Source organism: Caballeronia sp. LZ029, assembly GCF_031451275.1.
GTDB lineage: Bacteria > Pseudomonadota > Gammaproteobacteria > Burkholderiales > Burkholderiaceae > Caballeronia > Caballeronia jiangsuensis.
In genome coordinates, this window is sequence record NZ_JARUXO010000003.1 from 504910 (window position 1) to 522701 (window position 17792).

22 protein-coding genes are annotated in these 17792 nt (G+C 64.1%); 11 read left to right on the forward strand and 11 right to left on the reverse strand.

All coding sequences use genetic code 11. The features are described 5' to 3' along the window. The first annotated feature begins 133 nt into the window (after positions 1-133). From QCE73_RS21665 to QCE73_RS21685, 5 genes are all read left to right on the forward strand, one after another. Positions 134-1132, forward strand: coding sequence for a thiamine pyrophosphate-dependent dehydrogenase E1 component subunit alpha (locus QCE73_RS21665; protein WP_035507112.1), 999 nt, complete (start codon positions 134-136; stop codon positions 1130-1132). An 18-nt stretch (positions 1133-1150) separates the two neighbouring features. Further along, a complete protein-coding gene (locus QCE73_RS21670) occupies positions 1151-2167 on the forward strand; it encodes an alpha-ketoacid dehydrogenase subunit beta (protein WP_035507110.1) in 1017 nt (338 codons plus the stop codon). Beyond that, a complete protein-coding gene (locus QCE73_RS21675; protein WP_309883507.1) occupies positions 2167-3291 on the forward strand; it encodes an acetoin dehydrogenase dihydrolipoyllysine-residue acetyltransferase subunit in 1125 nt (374 codons plus the stop codon). The genes QCE73_RS21670 and QCE73_RS21675 overlap by 1 nt, the downstream gene beginning before the upstream one ends. Before the next feature lie 120 nt (positions 3292-3411). Further along, complete coding sequence (locus tag QCE73_RS21680) at positions 3412-4155, forward strand: lipoyl protein ligase domain-containing protein (RefSeq protein WP_309883508.1); 744 nt, start codon at positions 3412-3414, stop codon at positions 4153-4155. Between the two features lie 18 nt (positions 4156-4173). Further along, positions 4174-5004: a hypothetical protein gene (locus QCE73_RS21685; RefSeq protein WP_309883509.1), complete on the forward strand. Its 831-nt coding sequence runs from the start codon at positions 4174-4176 to the stop codon at positions 5002-5004. A gap of 8 nt (positions 5005-5012) precedes the next feature. Here the strand turns inward: QCE73_RS21685 and QCE73_RS21690 are convergent, their stop codons facing one another. The 3 genes from QCE73_RS21690 to QCE73_RS21700 form a co-directional block, all read right to left on the reverse strand. Beyond that, positions 5013-5531, reverse strand: coding sequence for a YMGG-like glycine zipper-containing protein (locus tag QCE73_RS21690; RefSeq protein WP_309883510.1), 519 nt, complete (start codon positions 5529-5531; stop codon positions 5013-5015). 50 nt (positions 5532-5581) lie between these two features. Next, on the reverse strand, positions 5582-5932 hold the full coding sequence (locus QCE73_RS21695; RefSeq protein WP_035507099.1) for a hypothetical protein: 351 nt from the start codon (positions 5930-5932) through the stop codon (positions 5582-5584). A 173-nt stretch (positions 5933-6105) separates the two neighbouring features. Further along, positions 6106-6909 (reverse strand): DeoR/GlpR family DNA-binding transcription regulator, encoded by an 804-nt coding sequence (locus QCE73_RS21700; RefSeq protein ID WP_309883511.1) that lies wholly within the window; start codon positions 6907-6909, stop codon positions 6106-6108. Positions 6910-6940: 31 nt separating this feature from the next. Between QCE73_RS21700 and QCE73_RS21705 the strand changes: the two genes are divergently transcribed. Further along, on the forward strand, positions 6941-7528 hold the full coding sequence (locus QCE73_RS21705; RefSeq protein WP_035507094.1) for an NUDIX domain-containing protein: 588 nt from the start codon (positions 6941-6943) through the stop codon (positions 7526-7528). On the opposite strand, the gene modC is transcribed toward QCE73_RS21705, so the two are convergent. The 3 genes from modC to modA are packed head-to-tail and all read right to left on the reverse strand — an operon-like array spanning position 7517 to position 10099. After that, a complete protein-coding gene (gene modC, locus QCE73_RS21710; protein WP_309883512.1) occupies positions 7517-8662 on the reverse strand; it encodes a molybdenum ABC transporter ATP-binding protein in 1146 nt (381 codons plus the stop codon). The genes QCE73_RS21705 and modC overlap by 12 nt on opposite strands. After that, on the reverse strand, positions 8655-9335 hold the full coding sequence (gene modB, locus QCE73_RS21715; protein WP_035507089.1) for a molybdate ABC transporter permease subunit: 681 nt from the start codon (positions 9333-9335) through the stop codon (positions 8655-8657). The genes modC and modB overlap by 8 nt, the downstream gene beginning before the upstream one ends. A gap of 8 nt (positions 9336-9343) precedes the next feature. Beyond that, complete coding sequence (gene modA, locus QCE73_RS21720; RefSeq protein ID WP_404989806.1) at positions 9344-10099, reverse strand: molybdate ABC transporter substrate-binding protein; 756 nt, start codon at positions 10097-10099, stop codon at positions 9344-9346. Positions 10100-10442: 343 nt separating this feature from the next. On the opposite strand from modA, the gene QCE73_RS21725 reads away from it, so the two are divergent. The 4 genes from QCE73_RS21725 to QCE73_RS21740 all read left to right on the forward strand — a co-directional run bounded on the left by QCE73_RS21725 (position 10443) and on the right by QCE73_RS21740 (position 13608). After that, positions 10443-11240: an enoyl-CoA hydratase/isomerase family protein gene (locus QCE73_RS21725; protein WP_309883514.1), complete on the forward strand. Its 798-nt coding sequence runs from the start codon at positions 10443-10445 to the stop codon at positions 11238-11240. A gap of 15 nt (positions 11241-11255) precedes the next feature. Continuing rightward, positions 11256-11924, forward strand: a complete 669-nt coding sequence (locus tag QCE73_RS21730; RefSeq protein WP_309883515.1) for a glutathione S-transferase family protein — start codon at positions 11256-11258, stop codon at positions 11922-11924. A 124-nt stretch (positions 11925-12048) separates the two neighbouring features. Further along, complete coding sequence (locus QCE73_RS21735) at positions 12049-12231, forward strand: hypothetical protein (protein WP_035507079.1); 183 nt, start codon at positions 12049-12051, stop codon at positions 12229-12231. A gap of 333 nt (positions 12232-12564) precedes the next feature. Beyond that, positions 12565-13608, forward strand: a complete 1044-nt coding sequence (locus tag QCE73_RS21740; RefSeq protein WP_309883517.1) for a PDDEXK nuclease domain-containing protein — start codon at positions 12565-12567, stop codon at positions 13606-13608. A gap of 187 nt (positions 13609-13795) precedes the next feature. Here the strand turns inward: QCE73_RS21740 and QCE73_RS21745 are convergent, their stop codons facing one another. The 3 genes from QCE73_RS21745 to QCE73_RS21755 form a co-directional block, all read right to left on the reverse strand. Then, on the reverse strand, positions 13796-14113 hold the full coding sequence (locus QCE73_RS21745) for a cytochrome c (RefSeq protein ID WP_250485706.1): 318 nt from the start codon (positions 14111-14113) through the stop codon (positions 13796-13798). Continuing rightward, positions 14110-15378: a PQQ-dependent sugar dehydrogenase gene (locus QCE73_RS21750; protein WP_309883518.1), complete on the reverse strand. Its 1269-nt coding sequence runs from the start codon at positions 15376-15378 to the stop codon at positions 14110-14112. The genes QCE73_RS21745 and QCE73_RS21750 overlap by 4 nt, the downstream gene beginning before the upstream one ends. A 250-nt stretch (positions 15379-15628) precedes the next feature. Next, a complete protein-coding gene (locus QCE73_RS21755) occupies positions 15629-16387 on the reverse strand; it encodes a hypothetical protein (protein WP_309883519.1) in 759 nt (252 codons plus the stop codon). Positions 16388-16568: 181 nt separating this feature from the next. Between QCE73_RS21755 and QCE73_RS21760 the strand changes: the two genes are divergently transcribed. Next, positions 16569-17045 carry a glycine zipper 2TM domain-containing protein gene (locus QCE73_RS21760; RefSeq protein ID WP_309883520.1) on the forward strand — a complete coding sequence of 159 codons (477 nt, stop codon included), beginning with the start codon at positions 16569-16571 and terminating at the stop codon, positions 17043-17045. Positions 17046-17169: 124 nt separating this feature from the next. Here QCE73_RS21760 and QCE73_RS21765 read toward each other — a convergent pair whose 3' ends face one another. Both QCE73_RS21765 and QCE73_RS21770 read right to left on the reverse strand, forming a co-directional pair. After that, on the reverse strand, positions 17170-17565 hold the full coding sequence (locus QCE73_RS21765; RefSeq protein WP_309883521.1) for a hypothetical protein: 396 nt from the start codon (positions 17563-17565) through the stop codon (positions 17170-17172). A gap of 22 nt (positions 17566-17587) precedes the next feature. Continuing rightward, positions 17588-17755, reverse strand: a complete 168-nt coding sequence (locus QCE73_RS21770; RefSeq protein ID WP_309883522.1) for a hypothetical protein — start codon at positions 17753-17755, stop codon at positions 17588-17590. Positions 17756-17792: the final 37 nt, after the last annotated feature.

Sequence of the window (17792 nt, forward strand, 5' to 3'; positions counted from 1 at the left end):
CTTCTTTCACTTCCCTATCCCTTTTAATTAAATGGCTTTTGTCTTTATCGCGGTGGCGGGGTTTCGGTTTCCCGCGCCCACGTCCGGGCTGATGCGTCAGCCCGCGCTTCGTTAATCCACCAAGGAGACAGACATGACAGCGTCGCAACAGCATGCGGGCGGCTTGCCGCTCTCGAAGGAAGAACTGCTGGGCGCGTATCGCAAGATGCGCACGATCCGCGATTTCGAGGAGCGTCTGCACGTCGATTTCGGACGCGGCGACATTCCCGGCTTCGTGCACCTGTACGCGGGCGAGGAGGCGGCGGGCGTCGGCATCATGAGTCATCTGACCGATGGCGACCGCATCGCGAGCACGCATCGCGGACACGGACACTGCATCGCGAAGGGCGTCGATCCTGTCGCGATGATGAAGGAGATTTACGGCAAGAAGGGCGGTTCGTGCAACGGCAAGGGCGGCTCGATGCATATCGCCGATCTGTCGAAAGGAATGATGGGCGCGAACGGCATTCTCGGCGCTGGCGCGCCCCTGATTTGCGGCGCGGCGCTCGCGGCGAAGTTTCGCGGCAAGGGCGAAGTGGGCATTACCTTCGCGGGCGACGGCGCGTCGAACCAGGGCACGTTCCTCGAAAGCCTGAACCTCGCGGCCGTGTGGAATCTGCCGGTGATCTTCGTGATCGAGAACAACGGCTACGCGGAATCGACGGCGCGCGATTACGGCACGGCGGTCGATAGCTACGTCGATCGCGCGGCGGGCTTCGGCATTCCGGGCGTGACCGTCGACGGCACCGATTTCTTCGCGGTTCACGAGGCGGCGGGCGAAGTGATCAAGCGCGCGCGCGAAGGCGGCGGCCCGGCGCTGCTCGAATGCAAGATGATCCGTTTCTACGGCCATTTCGAAGGCGATGCGCAGACTTATCGCGCGCCGGGAGAACTCGACGATATCCGCTCGAACAAGGATTGCCTGAAGAAGTTCGCGGCCGCCGTCACGCAAGCCGATGTGATTTCCCCCGCCGAACTCGACGCGATCGACAAGGAAGTCGCCGCGCTGATCGACCGCGCGGTGCAGGAAGCGAAGGACGCGCCTTTGCCGACCGCCGCCGATCTGCTCACCGATGTCTACGTCAAATACTAAATCGAGGAGATAACCACCATGGCCCGCAAACTGAGCATGAAGATGGCGATCAACGAAGCCATCGATCAGGAAATGACGCGCGATCCGAGCGTGATCGTGCTGGGTGAGGACATCGTCGGCGGCGCAGGCGCGGACGGCGAGAAAGACGCGTGGGGCGGCGTGCTCGGCGTGACGAAGGGACTCTACGCGAAACACGGCGACCGGTTGCTCGACACGCCGCTGTCGGAATCCGCGTATGTCGGCGCGGCGATCGGCGCGGCGGCGTGCGGCATGCGGCCGGTCGCGGAGCTGATGTTCATCGACTTCATGGGCGTGTGCTTCGACCAGATCTTCAATCAGGCCGCCAAGTTCCGCTATATGTTCGGCGGCAAGGCGGAAACGCCCGTCGTGATTCGCGCGATGGTCGGCGCGGGCTTTCGCGCGGCGGCTCAGCACAGTCAGATGCTGACTTCCCTGTTCACGCATATTCCGGGTCTGAAAGTCGTCTGCCCGAGCACGCCTTACGACACCAAGGGCTTGTTGATCCAGGCGATCCGCGACAACGATCCCGTGATCTTCTGCGAGCACAAGAATCTCTACGGCTTCGAAGGCGAAGTGCCCGAGAACTCGTACGCGATTCCGTTCGGCGAGGCGAACGTCGTGCGCGACGGCAAGGACGTGTCGATCGTTACGTATGGACTGATGGTGCATCGCGCGCTCGAAGCGGCATCGACGCTCGCGAAGGAGGGCATCGAAGCGGAAGTCGTCGATTTGCGCACGCTGTCGCCGCTCGATCTCGACACGGTGCTCGAAACCGTCGAGAACACGGGGCGGCTCGTCGTCGTCGATGAAGCGAATCCGCGCTGCAATATCGCCACCGATATTTCCGCGCAGGTCGCGCAACAGGCGTTCGGCGCGCTGAAATCTGGCATCCAGATGGTCTGCGCGCCGCATACGCCGGTGCCGTTCTCGCCGACGCTCGAAGACCTGTACATTCCGAGCGCCGCGCAGATCGCCGACGCCGCACGAAAAACCATGAAGGGAGGAAAGCACTGATGTCCGCAATCACACCGATCGTGATGCCCAAGTGGGGCTTGTCGATGAAGGAAGGCACGGTCAATGAGTGGCTCGTGGAGGAGGGCACGGAGATCACCGTCGGCATGCCGATTCTCGATGTGGAAACCGACAAGATCGCCAATGCCGTCGAAGCGCCCGACGCCGGCTTGCTGCGGCGCAAAGTGGCGGCGGCGGGCGATACGCTGCCGGTGAAGGCGCTGCTCGGCGTGCTCGCGGCTTCCGACGTGAGCGACGCCGACATCGACGCGTATGTCTCCTCGTACGTGACGCCCGCCGAAGACGAAGAAGAGGGCGAGGAAGCGGCGGCGTATCACTTCGTCGATGTCGATAGCATCCGCGTGCGCTACGCATCGCGCGGCGGCGACGATGCGAACCGTCCAGCCGTGCTGTTCATCCACGGCTTCGGCGGCGATCTCGACAACTGGCTCTTCAATCTCGATGCGCTCGCGGAGAAGAATCGCGTGTTCGCGCTGGATTTGCCGGGCCACGGGCAATCGACGCCGAAAGTGCCGGGAACGACGCTGGCGGACCTCGCGGGCTTCGTCGGCAAGTTCATGGACGCGGTGTCGATTGAAAAGGCGCATCTCGTCGGGCACTCGATGGGCGGCGGCATCGCGGCGCAGATGGCCGTCGATCAGCCGGCGCGCGTGCAATCGGTATCGCTGATTTCGCCTGCCGGTTTCGGCGATGAAGTGAACAACGCGTACACCGAAGGCTTCGTGACAGCGGAATCGCGGCGCGAACTGAAGCCGGTCGTCGAACTGCTGTTCGCGAATCCCGATCTGGTGAGCCGCCAGATGCTCGACGATCTGCTGAAGTACAAGCGGCTCGATGGCGTCAGCGACGCGCTGACATCGCTCAATGGCGGACTGTTCGCGGGCGGCAGGCAGAGCGCGCAGCCGGGCGGCAAGCTGGCCGCGACGGGCAAGCCGGTGCTCGTGATCTGGGGCGAGAAGGACCAGATCATTCCCGCCGCGCACGCGAAGCACGCACCGGAAGGCGCGACCGTGCGCGTGTTCGAGGACGCCGGCCACATGAGCCAGATGGAGAAGGCGAACGAAGTCAATGCGTTGCTGAAGGAGCACGTGGCGAAGGCAGGCTGACCGCGCCCGAGCCGCACGCGCCCCGCCGGAGAAGGCCGCCGACGGGGCGCGCTCGCTTGTGCGGTTATTCGCTACCATGCTTGGATGGCGTCGCCCGCGACGCGCCCGGACATCGATGCCATGCCCTTCCAACTGATCGATCCCGCTTCCCTTTCCGGCGATCCGCTAGACGCCGAGGAAGCGCTGCTCTCACGCGCGGCCGCCGGCGAGGCCGTCGCGCACGTCTGGGATGCGCCCGTGTCGCTGGTCGTGCCGCGCAGCTATCAGCGTTACGCGGCGCTCGCCGATGCGCGCGAGGCTTTCGCGCAGCGCGGCTGTCCCGTGTGGCTGCGTCTGTCGGGCGGCGGCCTCGTGCCGCAAGGCCCGGGCATTCTCAATCTGAGCCTCGCGTATCCGGTGCGCGCGCCGATGGGCACGCTCTCCGAAACCGTCTACGTGCATCTGTGCAGGATTCTCGCGGATGCGCTCAACTCGCTCGGCGTGCTGACGCACTGGCAGGCCGTCGAAGGCTCGTTCTGCGATGGCCGCTTCAATCTCGCGTGGGGCCCCGGCGACGACGCGCGCAAGGTCGCGGGCACGGCGCAGTACTGGCGGCGCGTGCCGCACGGCGACAAGGATCAGCCGCTTTACGCGGTGCTCGCGCACGCCGTTCTGCTCGTCGATGCCGATCCGATCGAAATCAACGAGCGCGCCAACGCGTTCGAAGCGATGATCGAAAGCGGTCGGCGCTACGAGGAAATGCGCATCGTGACCGTCGCGCAGGCGCTCGCCTACGAATGTTTTTCGATGCCCGCCGACTTGCGCGAGCGCGTGCGCACGGCGTTGATCGACCGCGTGAAGGAAGCGCCGCTGCCGGAACAATAAAAACGCATCGAGGTGGCCATGCCGCTCAGAAGTGCTTCGAACGGGTTCTTCTTCGCGCTGTGGGTGGCCGTGTGCGCGGCCGCGCCCGAATTTCTGTGGCAAGGTCTCTTTTCCGTCTTCGGCCATTTTTCGCTGACCGACGCCGCCGCCGCGCTGCTGATCGGCGCGATTCTCGCGTTCTTCGTCGAACCTGTGCTGGAACGCGTGCGCGGTCTCGGCGACGCGCCCGAGCACACGGAGAAATCGCCGGCCTTCGCCGCGTGCGAGGCGTTGAGCTTCGCGATCGTCGCCGTCTGCGTGCACGAAGCGATCACCGTTTATGTCGCGGCGAGCCATTCGAACGAGCACGCGGGCGAGAACCTCGCGAAAGCCGTCGCGCAGGCTTTGCAATGGGCGCTCATACCGTTCTTCATCACGCTGGCGTGGATGGCGGCGCGCGCGTCGTCGTGGATCGCGTGGTCCGTGGCGGCGCTCGCGGTGATCGTCAGCTTCGTCGCGGGCGTGATATTCGGATGGAGCGCGCACGTGCTCGTGACGAGCGTGATTCCGGCGACCGGCGTGCTGATCGCAGGATGCATCATCGTGCGGGAACAGTGGGATGCGTCGACGTTCAGGCGCTGCGCCCGCGCGACCGGGGTGATCGCGCTCGCCTGGCTCGCGCTGACCGGCGCGCTGCAACTCGTGCTATGGCTCGCGCACGTCGAGGCGTTTCGCGTTTATGAACGATCGGAATTCTGGAGCGACTTGCGGTTTTATATCGGCTGGGTGACGGGCCTGCTCGTCGCACCGGCGTTCGTGCCGGGCGCGCCGCTAAACGCCATCGACGACGACCAGCGCGTGCGGCGCTGATGACCCTGTCAGTACGCTCCAGGCGGCGGCTGCCAGCCCGGCGGCGGAGGCGGCGGCGGTGGTGTGGTGCTGTACGCGCCGGAAGGCTGGACGGTGCGCGTGGCGCCGCGCACGGGCACCTTGTCGCCGGCGGCGTACATGCATTGCAGATACGCGTAATCGTAGCGTTGCTGCACGTTGTAACCCGATGCCTGCGATGCGCCGACGCCGAACGCGCTGCCGGTCAGCAAGCCCGCTCCCGCGCCGATGGCCGCGCCCGAGCCGCCGCCGAACGCCGCGCCCGCCGCCGCGCCGAGCGCAGTGCCTACGACCGCGCTGCCGACCGCGCTATTGGTTGCCGCCTGATTGGCGTCGACGCCGCCGACCTGATTGAGGGCGAACTGGCGGCATGAGGAATCGTCGGCGCGGAACTGGTCGAACGTTTTGGTGCTGCCGGGCAGCGCCATCACGCTCGGGCCGGTAGGCATCACGGTGCAGGCCGAAACGCCGATTGCCGCGAGGAGCAGGGCAAGCCTTGAGTAGTTCATGGAGTCTTGCGAATTCGCTTCGTAGTCTGTTTCGGGGCGCAGAAAAGGCATCAGTTCGACGGCGGCGGCGTGGCCGGAACCGGACGCCAGGCGTCGGAACATTGCTTCACGTACGGGTAGTAGGCCCTCGCGGAGTCGCAGTAGTACCACATGCCGGCCTGCTGGGCGGGCGCGCCCGGATCGGCGGCGGCCTGGCCCTGCTCGACATACTGAACCGGCGCGGACGGCTGGACGACCACGGGCGGCGGCGGATAGTAGTAATACGGCACGGGCGCGACGGGATACGGGTAATACACGGGTCCGCCGACCCACACGCCGACGCGCGCCCATGCATACGCGTTGGCGGTCACGCCCGCGCTCGCGATCAGCGATAGCGCGATAAAAGCCTTCAGGCGATTCACGACCTTCTCCAGAAAAATTGTTTGCGGTGTCGATGCCTATAACGGAAAACCGACCTCCGCTGTTGACTGGACATGGCGCATCTTTCAACGCTATTCCACTTGCCGGAGAAATTCAATTACACGAGCGGTCCGGTATTTTTCGGCGCGTTACCCGGTAAGAAATTGTCGCGGTTTCAGGCGCGCAGCACGGTAATTCCGGCCTGTTCGATCGGCTCGGTCAGCTTCGTGTCGGCTGCTTCCTCGACGATGATCGTCTGCGCGAGTTCGATCCCGCCGATCTTGTAAGCCGACGCCGCATTGAGCTTCGCCGCCGACGCGAGCACGACGGTTTCCGCCGCCCGCGCCGCGAGCGCGCGCTTGATGTGCGCTTCCTCGAAATCGCCGGTGGTGAGTCCGGCCGTCGGATGCACGCCGGTCACGCCCATGAAATAGATATCGGCATGGATGTGCGACATGGCTTCGACGGCGGCCGCGCCCACGGTGACGATCGAATGCTTGTAGAGCTTGCCGCCGATCAGCACGACTTCGACCGATGCGTGTTCCGCCAGCGCAACCGCGACGCTCGGGCTATGCGTGACGATCGTCGCGCGCAGATTCTCGGGCAGTTGACGCACGAGCAGCGCGGACGTCGTGCCGCCATCGACGATCACGACCTGTCCCGGCGCGATCGTTTCCGCCGCCTTCTTCGCGATGCGCCGTTTCGCGTCCGATTCCATTTCCTCGCGCCGCGCGAACGGCGCGATCGCGGGCGAAGCGGGCAGTGCGCCGCCATGCACGCGTTGCAACAGTCCTTCGGCGGCGAGTTCGCGCAGGTCGCGCCGTACGGTGTCCTCGGAAACGCCGAAACGCGCGCTCAGTTCCGTGGCGAGCACCTGGCCGTCGCGTTTCAGGGCGTCGAGGATCGCTTTCTTGCGTTGGCTGGTCAACATGAGATTGCACGAATTATCTTGATGTTGCACGAAATTGCACGTTACCATGAGTCCAACGAGTTGTCGAACAGGTGATCCGATGGAAACGAAAGACCGCGTGCGCATCCTCAAAACCGAAGTGCTGTCTGACGACTGGTACGTTCTCAGGAAAGTGACTTTCGATTTTCAGCGTCGCGACGGCGCGTGGCAGCGTCAAAGCCGCGAAACCTATGATCGCGGCAACGGCGCGACCATCCTGCTGCGCGATCGCAAGACCGGCAACGTGCTGCTGACGCGGCAGTTCCGTATGCCCGCGTTCGTCAACGGACACGACGGCATGCTGATCGAAGCGCCCGGCGGCCTGCTCGACGACGCAACGCCGGAAGAGCGCATCCGCGCCGAAGTGGAAGAGGAAACGGGCTACCGGGTGCATCACGTCGAAAAAATCTTCGAGGCGTTCATGAGTCCCGGATCGGTGACGGAGAAGCTCTACTTCTATATCGGCGATTACGACGGCTCGATGCGCGTGTCGGCGGGCGGCGGCGTCGAGGAAGAGGGCGAGGAGATCGAGACGATCGAAGTGCCGCTGCAAACGGCCATGCAGATGATCGAGCGCGGCGAAATCATGGACGGCAAGACGATCATGCTCCTGCAATACGCCGCGCTCAAGGCGCGCTCAGGCGAGTAGCGACACCGTCTTGACCTGCGCCCACAGGCGCATGCCTTCGACGATCGCGAGCCGGTCCATCGAATAGCGTGTGACGCGCGCGAGCAGCGGCGAGCCGTCGACATCGAGGCGCACCACGGCTTGCGACGGATTGGCGTCGCTCGCAATGCCGACGACCGTCGCGGGCAGCACGTTGAGCACGCTGCTGCGTTCATGTTCGTGCGTGCCCGTGATGAGACTCACGTCGCGCGCCTTCACGGCCACGCGCATCGATTTGCCTTCCGCGACGGGCGCATGCACGACGGCGAGCTTCGCGCGCGAACCCGGCAACGCGAGCGTCAGCAGGCCGTACGCGCTGTCGTATCCATCGACGATGCCTTCGAACACGACCGATGCATCGTCGGCGACCGCTAGCGGCAGGTCGAGGCGGGCGAGCGTATCGGCGATCGGGCCGCTCGCGAGCGCGCGGCCGCCTTCGAGCAGCACGAGGTGATCCGCGAGGCGCGCGACTTCTTCCGGCGCGTGGCTCACGTAGAGCACCGGGATATCCAGCTCGTCGTGCAGGCGTTCCAGATAAGGAAGGATTTCGAGCTTGCGCTTCTGATCGAGCGACGCGAGCGGTTCGTCGAGCAGGAGCAGACGCGGGCTCGTCAGGAGCGCCCGCGCGATGCCCACGCGCTGCCGCTCGCCGCCCGACAAGCCGGCGGGCATGCGCTCCAGCAGATGCCCGATGCCGAGCAGTTCCGCCGCTTGCGACAGATCCACGCGCCGCTCCGCCGCCTGAACGCGATCGAGCCCGAAGCGCAGGTTCTTCTTCACGCTCAGATGCGGAAAGAGGCTCGCTTCCTGAAAGACATAGCCGAGCGGCCGCTTGTGCGTCGGCAGAAAGATGTTGCGATCGGTATCGAGCCACACTTCGCCATTGACGACGAGCCGTCCGACGCGCGGCCGAGCGAGCCCCGCGAGACATCGCAGGAGCGTGGTCTTGCCGGAACCGGAATGGCCGAAGATCGCGGTGACGCCGCGCCCGGGCAGCGTGAGATCGAGATCGAACGTGAAGCCCTTGTGCTCGACGAGAAAGCGCGCCGCGATGGCTTCGTCGGAACGGGTGTGCGCGCGGCCGAGCGTCAGACGGGAGGAAGTGAGTTCAGACATGAGCCGCAACGGAACGTCGGCTGGAATAGAGCATGAGAAGAACGACGAACGAGAATACCACCATGCCGCCGGCGAGCCAGTGCGCCTGGGCGTATTCGAGCGCCTCGACGTGATCGAAGATCTGCACGGACACAACGCGCGTGCGCCCCGGAATATTGCCGCCGATCATCAGCACGACGCCGAATTCGCCGACGGTATGCGCGAAGCCGAGAATCGTCGCCGTGACGATGCCCGGCCGCGCGAGCGGCAGCGCCACCGCGAAGAACGTGTCCCACGGACCGGCGCGCAGCGTCGCGGCTGCTTCGAGCGGACGGCGGCCGATTGCTTCGAACGCGTTCTGTAACGGCTGCACGACGAAGGGCAGCGAATAGATCACCGAGCCGACCACGAGCCCGGTGAACGTGAACGGCAACAGGCCGATGCCGAGCGCCTGCGTCAGCTTGCCGACATAGCCGTTCGGCCCCATCAGCACGAGCAGATAGAAGCCGATGACCGTCGGCGGCAGCACGAGCGGCAACGCCACCACCGCGCCGACGATGCCTTTCACCTTCGAGCGCGTGTGCGTGAGCCACCACGCGATCGGCGTGCCGACGAGGAGCAGGAGCACCGTCGTCAGCGACGCCAGTTCGAGCGTCAGCGTGATGGCCTGGAGATCGGCGCTATCGAGCGGCATCGGCGGAATTACAGTTGATAGCCGTAGGACTTGATCACCGCGGCGGCTTTCGGTCCCTTCAGATAATCGATGAACTGCTTCGCGACCGGATTGTCCTTGCCCTTGTTCAGGATCACGGCGTCCTGCTTGATCGGCTCATGCAGGTCGGACGGGACGATCCACGCCGAGCCGCTCGTGATCTTGCCGTCCTTGTAGATCTGCGACAGCGCGACGAAGCCGAGTTCCGCATTGCCCGTCGCGACGAACTGCTGCGTCTGCGAGATGTTCTGACCTTCGACGACCTTCGGCTTGATCTCCGTGGTCAGGCCGAGCTTGTCGAGCGTCTGATAGCCGGCGAGGCCGTAAGGCGCGGCCTTCGCATTGGCGATCGCGATATGCCGGAAGTCGTTCTTCTTCAGCACTTCGCCCTTGTCGTCGACGTAACCGTCCTTCGCGGACCACAGCGCGAGCGCGCCCGTCGCGTACGTGAAGCGGCTGCCGGGCACCGTCACGCCTTCGCTGTCGAGCTTGGCGGGCGTGGAATCGTCGGCGGCGAGGAACACTTCGAACGGTGCGCCGTTCTTGATTTGCGCGTAGAACTGACCCGTCGCGCCGAAGGATGCGACGACCTTGTTGCCCGTATCTTTCTCGAAGTCGGCGGCGATTGCCTGCACGGGCGCCGTGAAGTTGGCGGCGACCGCGACCTGCACTTCACCCGCGAGCGCCGACGTGGCAGCGATGCTCGCGGTGACGCCGACAGCTAACGGAACGAAGGCGGAAAGCAAAGCGCGCAAAATACGAGTCTTCACGTAAAACTCCTTGGAATCGAGTTGAAATTCTGTTTATGGATCGATCTTGGACGGCACGTTGGAGGCCGCGAGCGTGCGGCAGTACGGTTCCGCGAGCACCGTAATATATACGACTATATTACGTCGGCGCATGCTGGCTTTATGACATGTTGGGTATGAGTCTCGTCGGATGATTGTCGCGTCACGCAATTGTGAGTGACGCTCAAAGAATTGAGTTGACGTTTTGCGCGTTTTTCGAAGACACTAAACGATCAACGCCGACAGGCTGCCTATATAAACTGAGTAACGCTCAAGTCGAGTACATCAGGGAGACGACACCGTGACCGACGCATCGAATCTGCAACGCCTGAAGCTCGGCATCGAAGGACACGTCGCGCGTGTGACGCTCGATCGCCCCGACGTGCGCAACGCCTTCGACGACGCGACCATCGTCGAGCTGACCGCCGCCTTCCGCGCGCTCGACGACGACGCCAACGTGCGGGTCATCGTCCTCGCCGCGAGCGGCCCGGCGTTCTGCGCGGGCGCGGATCTCAACTGGATGAAGCGCATGGCGGGCTATTCGGAAGCGGAGAATCGCGCCGATGCGCTCGGCCTCGCGACCATGCTCAACACGATCTACGCGTGCAGCAAGCCCGTGATCGCGCGCGTGCAGGGCGACGCCTATGCGGGCGGCATGGGGCTCGTCGCGGTGTGCGATATCGCGGTCGCGGCCGATACCGCGCACTTCTGCCTCTCCGAAGCGAAGCTCGGCCTGATGCCCGCGACGATCGCGCCCTACGTGATCCGCGCAATGGGCGCGCGCGCGGCGCATCGGTACTTCGTGACGGCGGAACGCTTCGACGCCGCCGAAGCGCTGCGACTGGGCTTCGTCCATGAAGCAGTCGCCGCCGATCAACTCGACGTCTGCGTCGATGCGATCGCCGCGAGCATCGCCGCGAATAGTCCGAACGGCGTGCGCGAATGCAAGCGGCTCGTCGCGGATTTCGCGGGCAAGGACATCGATGAAGCGTTGATCGGGGAGACCGCCGAACGCATCGCGCGGATTCGCGCATCGGACGAAGGTCGCGAAGGCGTGCGCAGTTTCCTCGAAAAGCGCAAGCCTTCCTGGCTCGGCTGAGCGGAGCATATCGACGTGATTACGCTGCATCACTGCGTGAGCGCGCGCTCGTTCCGGCCGCTGTGGGCGCTGGAAGAGATCGGCGTGCCGTATGAACTGAAGATGTTGCCGTTTCCGCCGCGCGTGTTCGCTCGCGGTTTCAAGGACGTGAATCCGCTCGGCACGATTCCCGCGTTCGAGGACGGCGCGCTCTTCATGACGGAATCGTCGGCGATTTGCCAGTATCTGGCGGCGCGCTATTCGCCGGGCGCGCTCGATGTCGCGCCGCACGAGGCGGATTTCGGCCGCTATCTCAACTTCCTGCATTTCGGCGAAGCGACGCTCACTTTTCCGCAGACGCTCGTTCTGCGCTATGCGCATCTGGAGCCGCCGGATCGCCTGCAGCCGCAGATCGTCGATGATTACGCGCGCTGGTTCCACGCACGCTTGCGCACGCTCGCGCCGCTTCTCGACGCTCAAACTTTTCTGTGCGCGGGGCGTTTCACGGCGGCGGACATTTCCGTCGGCTATGCGCTGATGCTCGCGGAGTTTCTGGATTTGAGCGAAGGCTTCGCGCCATCGATTGCCGCGTACTGGCGCCGCCTGCGCGAACGCGAAGGCTTTCTCCGCGCGATACGCGCGCAGGAAGCCGCGGCGCTCGCGCAAGACGTTCCGACCACGCCCTCGCCGCGCTTGCGTCCGTAGTTACCCTCCTTCAAGTCCCCCCGTCCGGAGGGCTGTGCGAAGCATCGCGCGGCCGTACTCTTCACATCACGCGCTGACGTTCACGCGCGCCGATTCAGAGAGACTTTTCTTGACGAGGTTGGCGATGGCCTTCATTTCCTGGTTCCTGTCGGTGGTTGTTGCGCTGCTCGCGACGGCCACTATTGCGATGGCGCTGCCGCGCTCCGCCGCGGACGAATTGAACGCCACCGCGCCGCAGTCGATTTTCAGCATCGAGATGAATCGCATCGACGCGATACTCGCGTCCTGCATGCCGAACGCCGACTGAGCCGGCGGGCGCGAACGGGGCGCGTCGCTGGGCGGTGGGTGTAAGCGTTGTCGAATCAATGCGTTGCAGCAAAACCCAAAACGATATCCACAGGCTTGTGCACCAAAAATGTGGACAACATAAAGCATCGAGGCCTAAGAGCCTGGGAAGGTAACCCCAAGCCTTGCGCGCGGGGCGCGTCGGGAGACCAACACAGACGCAGCAATACGCGATCGCCGGAATCGCAGCCGCGCCTCGCCGGGGAGAGGCGCGGTTGCGTGGGCGACATGTTCCGACAGGTCGAATCCGTCGATAATGACCGCTCCAGAACAACCGGCGTCCAACCAGAACTGCATGACCGCCAATCTTTCCACCGTCTGGGGCGACGATTACCGGCGCTGGCTCGCCGATCTGAAACTACGCGTCGAGCGAGCGCGCCAGCGTGCCGCGGCCAGCGCGAACCGCGAACTCGTCACGTTGTATTGGCAGATCGGTCGCGACATTCTCGATCGCCAGCGTCGACAAGGCTGGGGCGCCGGCGTCATCGATCAGCTCGCGCGTGACCTGAAATCCGCGTTTCCCGACATGCGCGGATTCTCGCCGCGCAATCTCAAGTACATGCGCGCACTGGCGCAGGCGTGGCCGGACGAAGAATTCGTGCAGCAGCCTGCTGCACAATTGCCGTGGTTCCATCTCTGCACACTGCTGGACAAGCTGAAGAATCCCGACGACCGGAGCTGGTACGCGGCAAAGGCGCTCGAGCACGGCTGGTCGCGTCAGATTCTCGTGATGCAGATCGAAACCCTCGCGCACGCGCGCAACGGCGGCGCCGTCACGAATTTCGGCGAGCGGCTGCCGCCGCCGCAATCCGATCTGGCGCGCGACGCGCTGAAAGATCCCTATATCTTCGATTTCCTCGGATTGACCGAGAACGCGCAGGAACGCGATATCGAACAGGCGCTCACGCGTCACATCACGCGGTTTCTGCTGGAACTGGGGGCGGGTTTTGCTTTCGTCGGCCGGCAATACCGGCTCGACGTGGGCGGCGACGAGTTTTTCATCGATCTGCTGTTCTACCACCTGAAGCTGCGCTGCTACGTGGTTGTCGAACTGAAAACGACGTCGTTCAAACCGGAATACGCGGGCCAGCTCAATTTCTACCTGTCCGCCGTCGATGCGCAACTCAAAGCGCCCGAAGATCAGCCGACGATCGGGCTTTTGCTGTGCAAGGAGAAGAACCGGCTCGTCGCCGAATATGCGCTGCGAGGCGTCGCCAACCCGATAGGCGTGGCCGAATATCAACTGCTTCGGGAAGTTCCGGCGTCGCTGGAGACCACGCTGCCGTCGATAGACCGGATCGAGGCCGAATTGCGCGGTGAAATGCCGGACGAGCGCTAGCGCAGAGAGCGGCGAAAAAAGGCCAAAAAAAAGCCCGCTTCAGTTGAGCGGGCTTGAATCCACATCGGTTGAGACATGGAGGAGACAGGTGTAAGTATAAACCCTTAAGCCTCCGAGTCAACACCTAAAACAAAAAAAATCGCAATCGGGTTTGTACCGCAGCAAATTTGCAACAGTTTGTCGCCGTTCACTGCTTGCCGAGGCTGTGGTAGTACGCCGCCAGATTGGCGACATCCGCATCCGACAAGGTTTTCGCCATCATCGACATCATCTCGTTCTTGCGCTCGCCCGAGCGGAAATCGTTGAGCGCCTTCACGAGATATTCCTCCGTCTGCCCGGCGAGATTGGGCGCTTCCGGCAGTTTCGACATGCCGTCGATGCCGTGACACGCCGCGCATGCCGTCGCTTTCGCACGCCCGGCTTTGACATCGCCAGCGGCGAACGCGGCGTGCGACATCGCCGCGAGCACGCCCGCCAGCATTGCCGCCGTCAACGCGATCCTCATTTGGCCCCCGTATACGAGATGCGATAAATCGCGCCCGCGTAGTCGTCGGAGACGAGGAGCGAACCGTCCTGCAGCATCTGCACGTCGACGGGGCGGCCCATGTATTCGCCCGTCGACGTGAGCCAGCCTTCCGCGAAGACTTCCGCTTCGCCCGCGGTGCCGTCGTCCTTGATCGGGATGAACATGAGGCGCGCGCCGATCGGCTTGGTGCGGTTCCAGGAGCCGTGCTCCGCATCGAAGACGCCGCCCTGATACTTCTGCGGGAACATCTTGCCGTTATAGAACGACATGCCGAGATCGGCGGCGTGCGCGGCGAACTCGACCTGCGGGAACACGACGCCCGCCGGCGGATTCTGGTCCTTGTATTCCACCGTGCGCACCTTGCCGCCGCCGTACCACGGGAAGCCGAAATTCTCGCCGCCCTTGGTCGCGTGGTTCAGCTCGCCGGGCGGGATGTCGTCGCCCATGCCGTCGACCTGGTTATCGGTGAACCAGAGCGTCTTGTCCTTCGGATTGAAATCGAGGCCGACCGAATTGCGCACGCCATGTGCATACACTTCGCGGTTCTTGCCGTCCTGATCCAGACGGATGATGCCGGCGAGCCCGTTGCGATCGAGCTCCGCGAGCTTGTCTTTCGGCGGCACGTTCCACGGCTGGCCGAGCGCGACGTACAGCTTCTTGTCCGGCCCGATGCGGCAGTAGCGCGCACCGTGATTGAAGCTTTCGAACTGCGTCGGAATCAGCTTGCCCTGCGGCACGACGACCGCCGCCGCGACATCCGGTCCGCCTTCGCCGAAGAACTGCGCGGCCGGAAAACCCAGCACGCGATTCTGCTCGACCACGTAAAGCACGCCGTCCGGCGAGAAGCACACGCCGTTGGGCACCTTGAACGTCACCGACGACGCGAACTGCACCACATCGCTCGCGACGCGCTGCTTGGTCCGATCGGTGACCTGCCACACGCGATTCTTGCGCGTGCCGACGAACACGACGCCCGTCGAAGGCTCGATCGCCATCGCGCGGGCTTCCGGCACCACCGCATACAGTTCGATCTTGAAGCCCGGCGGCAGCTTGATCTGTTCGAGATTCTTGCGCAGCGCGTCGGCGGTCTGGCCGGCTTGCGGGATGGTTTCCGCCGGCGTGGCGTTGCCGGTCTGACGGAAGTTCGACAGCGTGTTGACGTTGTCCTGCGCGGCGTTCGCATACGGCAGGCAGGCGAACATTGCACCGACGGCCAGCGGCAAAAGCTTCAGCGTTGCATTCATCTGGTTTGTCTCCTGTTGTTGTCGACCGGATCGGGCGCCTCGGCGCCGTGGACCGGTTCCATGCAAAGCAAGACTCCTTCGGGAAATTGCACTGAACGACACACGACTACGATCGCCGAAGCGCGCGACCGGAAACGACTGGACGCGAGCGCCGCGACGCTGCCTGCAGTGAAACAATCTTAGGATAGAAAACGCTTATGTAAGCATTGGATGACTAATTTTCAGGGCCGCGCAACGATCCATGCGGCATCTATTTCCGGCCATCAAAAAGAAACACGTCGGACCGATTCGGGCTTGGCAGCGCCACGATGAGACGCGCGCTGTCGAGCACCGCGTTACCGGTCACGGTCGCATCGGGAAGCGGGCAGGGCGCGGGGCCGAACGTCACCGAGACGTCGTATGCGTTCGCGCCTTCGTGCGGCGCCGCGGTGCCCTTGAAGATGCAGCCGGATGTCGTCGTGCCGGCCAGATAGCCGTCGCCTGCGATCGTGATGCGCGTCTGCGTCGTGCCGCCGAGCGCCATGCCGCGCCCGCTATACAGTCCGCCCAGGTTGGCGCGGGTCGGCGCGATGTCGAGTATCGTCGCGGCGCTGGCGGAGAACGCGAGCCCCGCGCTGCCGTCCTTGTTCGCGATGGTTCCATCGACGACGGGCGCGTGCGCGAAGTCCGCGTTGAACACGGCCGGCGATGCGCTTCCCCGGCCGATGCGGTAGTCGAACGCGGAGTCGCTGGTGAAGCGCCCGTTGCCCGATTGCGCGCCGTTCTTCGCGACCGCGACGCCCGCGAGTCCCGTGCCGCCCGCGCCTCCGTAGAAGAGATACGCGGTGCCGTCGAAGAGCATGAGCAGGGTGGCTTCGGCGGTGCTGCCTTTGAGCGTGCCTTTGTAGATGCCGCCGGAGGGCAGCGTCGTCGTCGTGGTGCCGGGCGGTGGTGGCGTATTGGAGCCGTCGGTGGAACACGCAGCGAGAGCGACGGCGCAAACCACCATGGGAATCGCGTTTCTTGTCATTCAGGACTCCGGTCGCGAGCGGTGAGAGTTCTGTATAAGCGCTTCAATCATGAAGGTCAAGCGCGCCGCGCGTCATCATTCAGCGCTCATTCAGCCTCTTTACGATGCATTCCATGGCAACGCGACACACGCAGCGCGAGCCGAACCCAACAAAGACATCGTCCGATCTGAGGAGCAAAAAATGAACAAATCGACTATCGCGGTATGCGCGCTTGCCGTCGCCTGCGCGGTGGGGATGAGCGGCTGTGCGTCGATGGGCAGTTCCGCCGACGTGTACAACAGCATGCAGACGCAGCACGAAGAAACGGTGCGCATGGCGACCGTCGAAAGCGTGCGCGGCGTGACGATCGAAAACAACAATGGCCAGTCGAGCCCGCTCGGTGCGCTCGGCGGCGGCCTGCTCGGCGCGGTCGCGGGCAGCGCGGTCGGAGGCGGACACGGCTCGTTGCTCGCGGGCGTGATCGGCGGACTGGCCGGCGCGGTGGCGGGCGATCAGGTGCAGGACCATTTCGAACGGCAGAAGGGACTCGAGATCACGGTGCGGCTCGACAACGGCGATCTGCGCGCGATCACCCAGGCAGCCGATGGCCAGATGTTCTATGCCGGCCAGCGCGTGCGGCTCCTGTCGAGCGGCGGCATCACGCGCGTGACGGCCTGACGCTGTACGCCACGACGAACCGGCTCCGGCCGGTTGCGTCGCGCGAAGGCTCGCACAAACGCGAGAAGAGGCCGCTCATCGATGCGGCCTCTTGTATTTTCGTGTGTGCGTCCGCCGCCTGGCTTCAACGATAAATCGATGCCCGCGTGCCGCTCTTCGCGCGGCCCCAGATCTGCTCGTCGGTGAGTGTCGTTTCGATGAGTTCGACGGGCGCTTCGCCGTCTCGAATCACCGCGACGCGAAAGCCGTCGATCGGTTCGTAGGGGCCGAGCAGCACCAGCTTGCCTTCGATCGCTTTCGTCAGATCGCTGACCTTGAACGCGACATGCGGCACGGTGCGCATCAGCTCGGGCAGCGTGCTGCCTTCGTCGAAACGGTGATATTGCACGCGCATGAGTTCGCAATCGGCGTCGCTCGTATGCATGCGGAACTGCGCGCTGTAGCGCTCGCCTTCGCGCGGCTCGCGCGTCGGGATGCCCATGTGATGGAACTCATAGGTAACGCCGTTTCGGATGAACATCGGGTGCTCCAGAGTTTCGGATTCAATACGCGCCGGCCATCGGCAAAAGCAGATAGGGCAGGAGGTCTTCGTAGCGCATCGGTTCTGAAGAGGCGATGCCGTCGTCGCGCGTTTCTCCGGGCGATGCATCGCGCTCACCGTCCCCCGCGATCAGCGATGCGGCCACGATGGGCGTCGGTTCGATCTTCATCTCTCCCTCCTGTCATGCAGCGTGTGAGAGGAAGTTT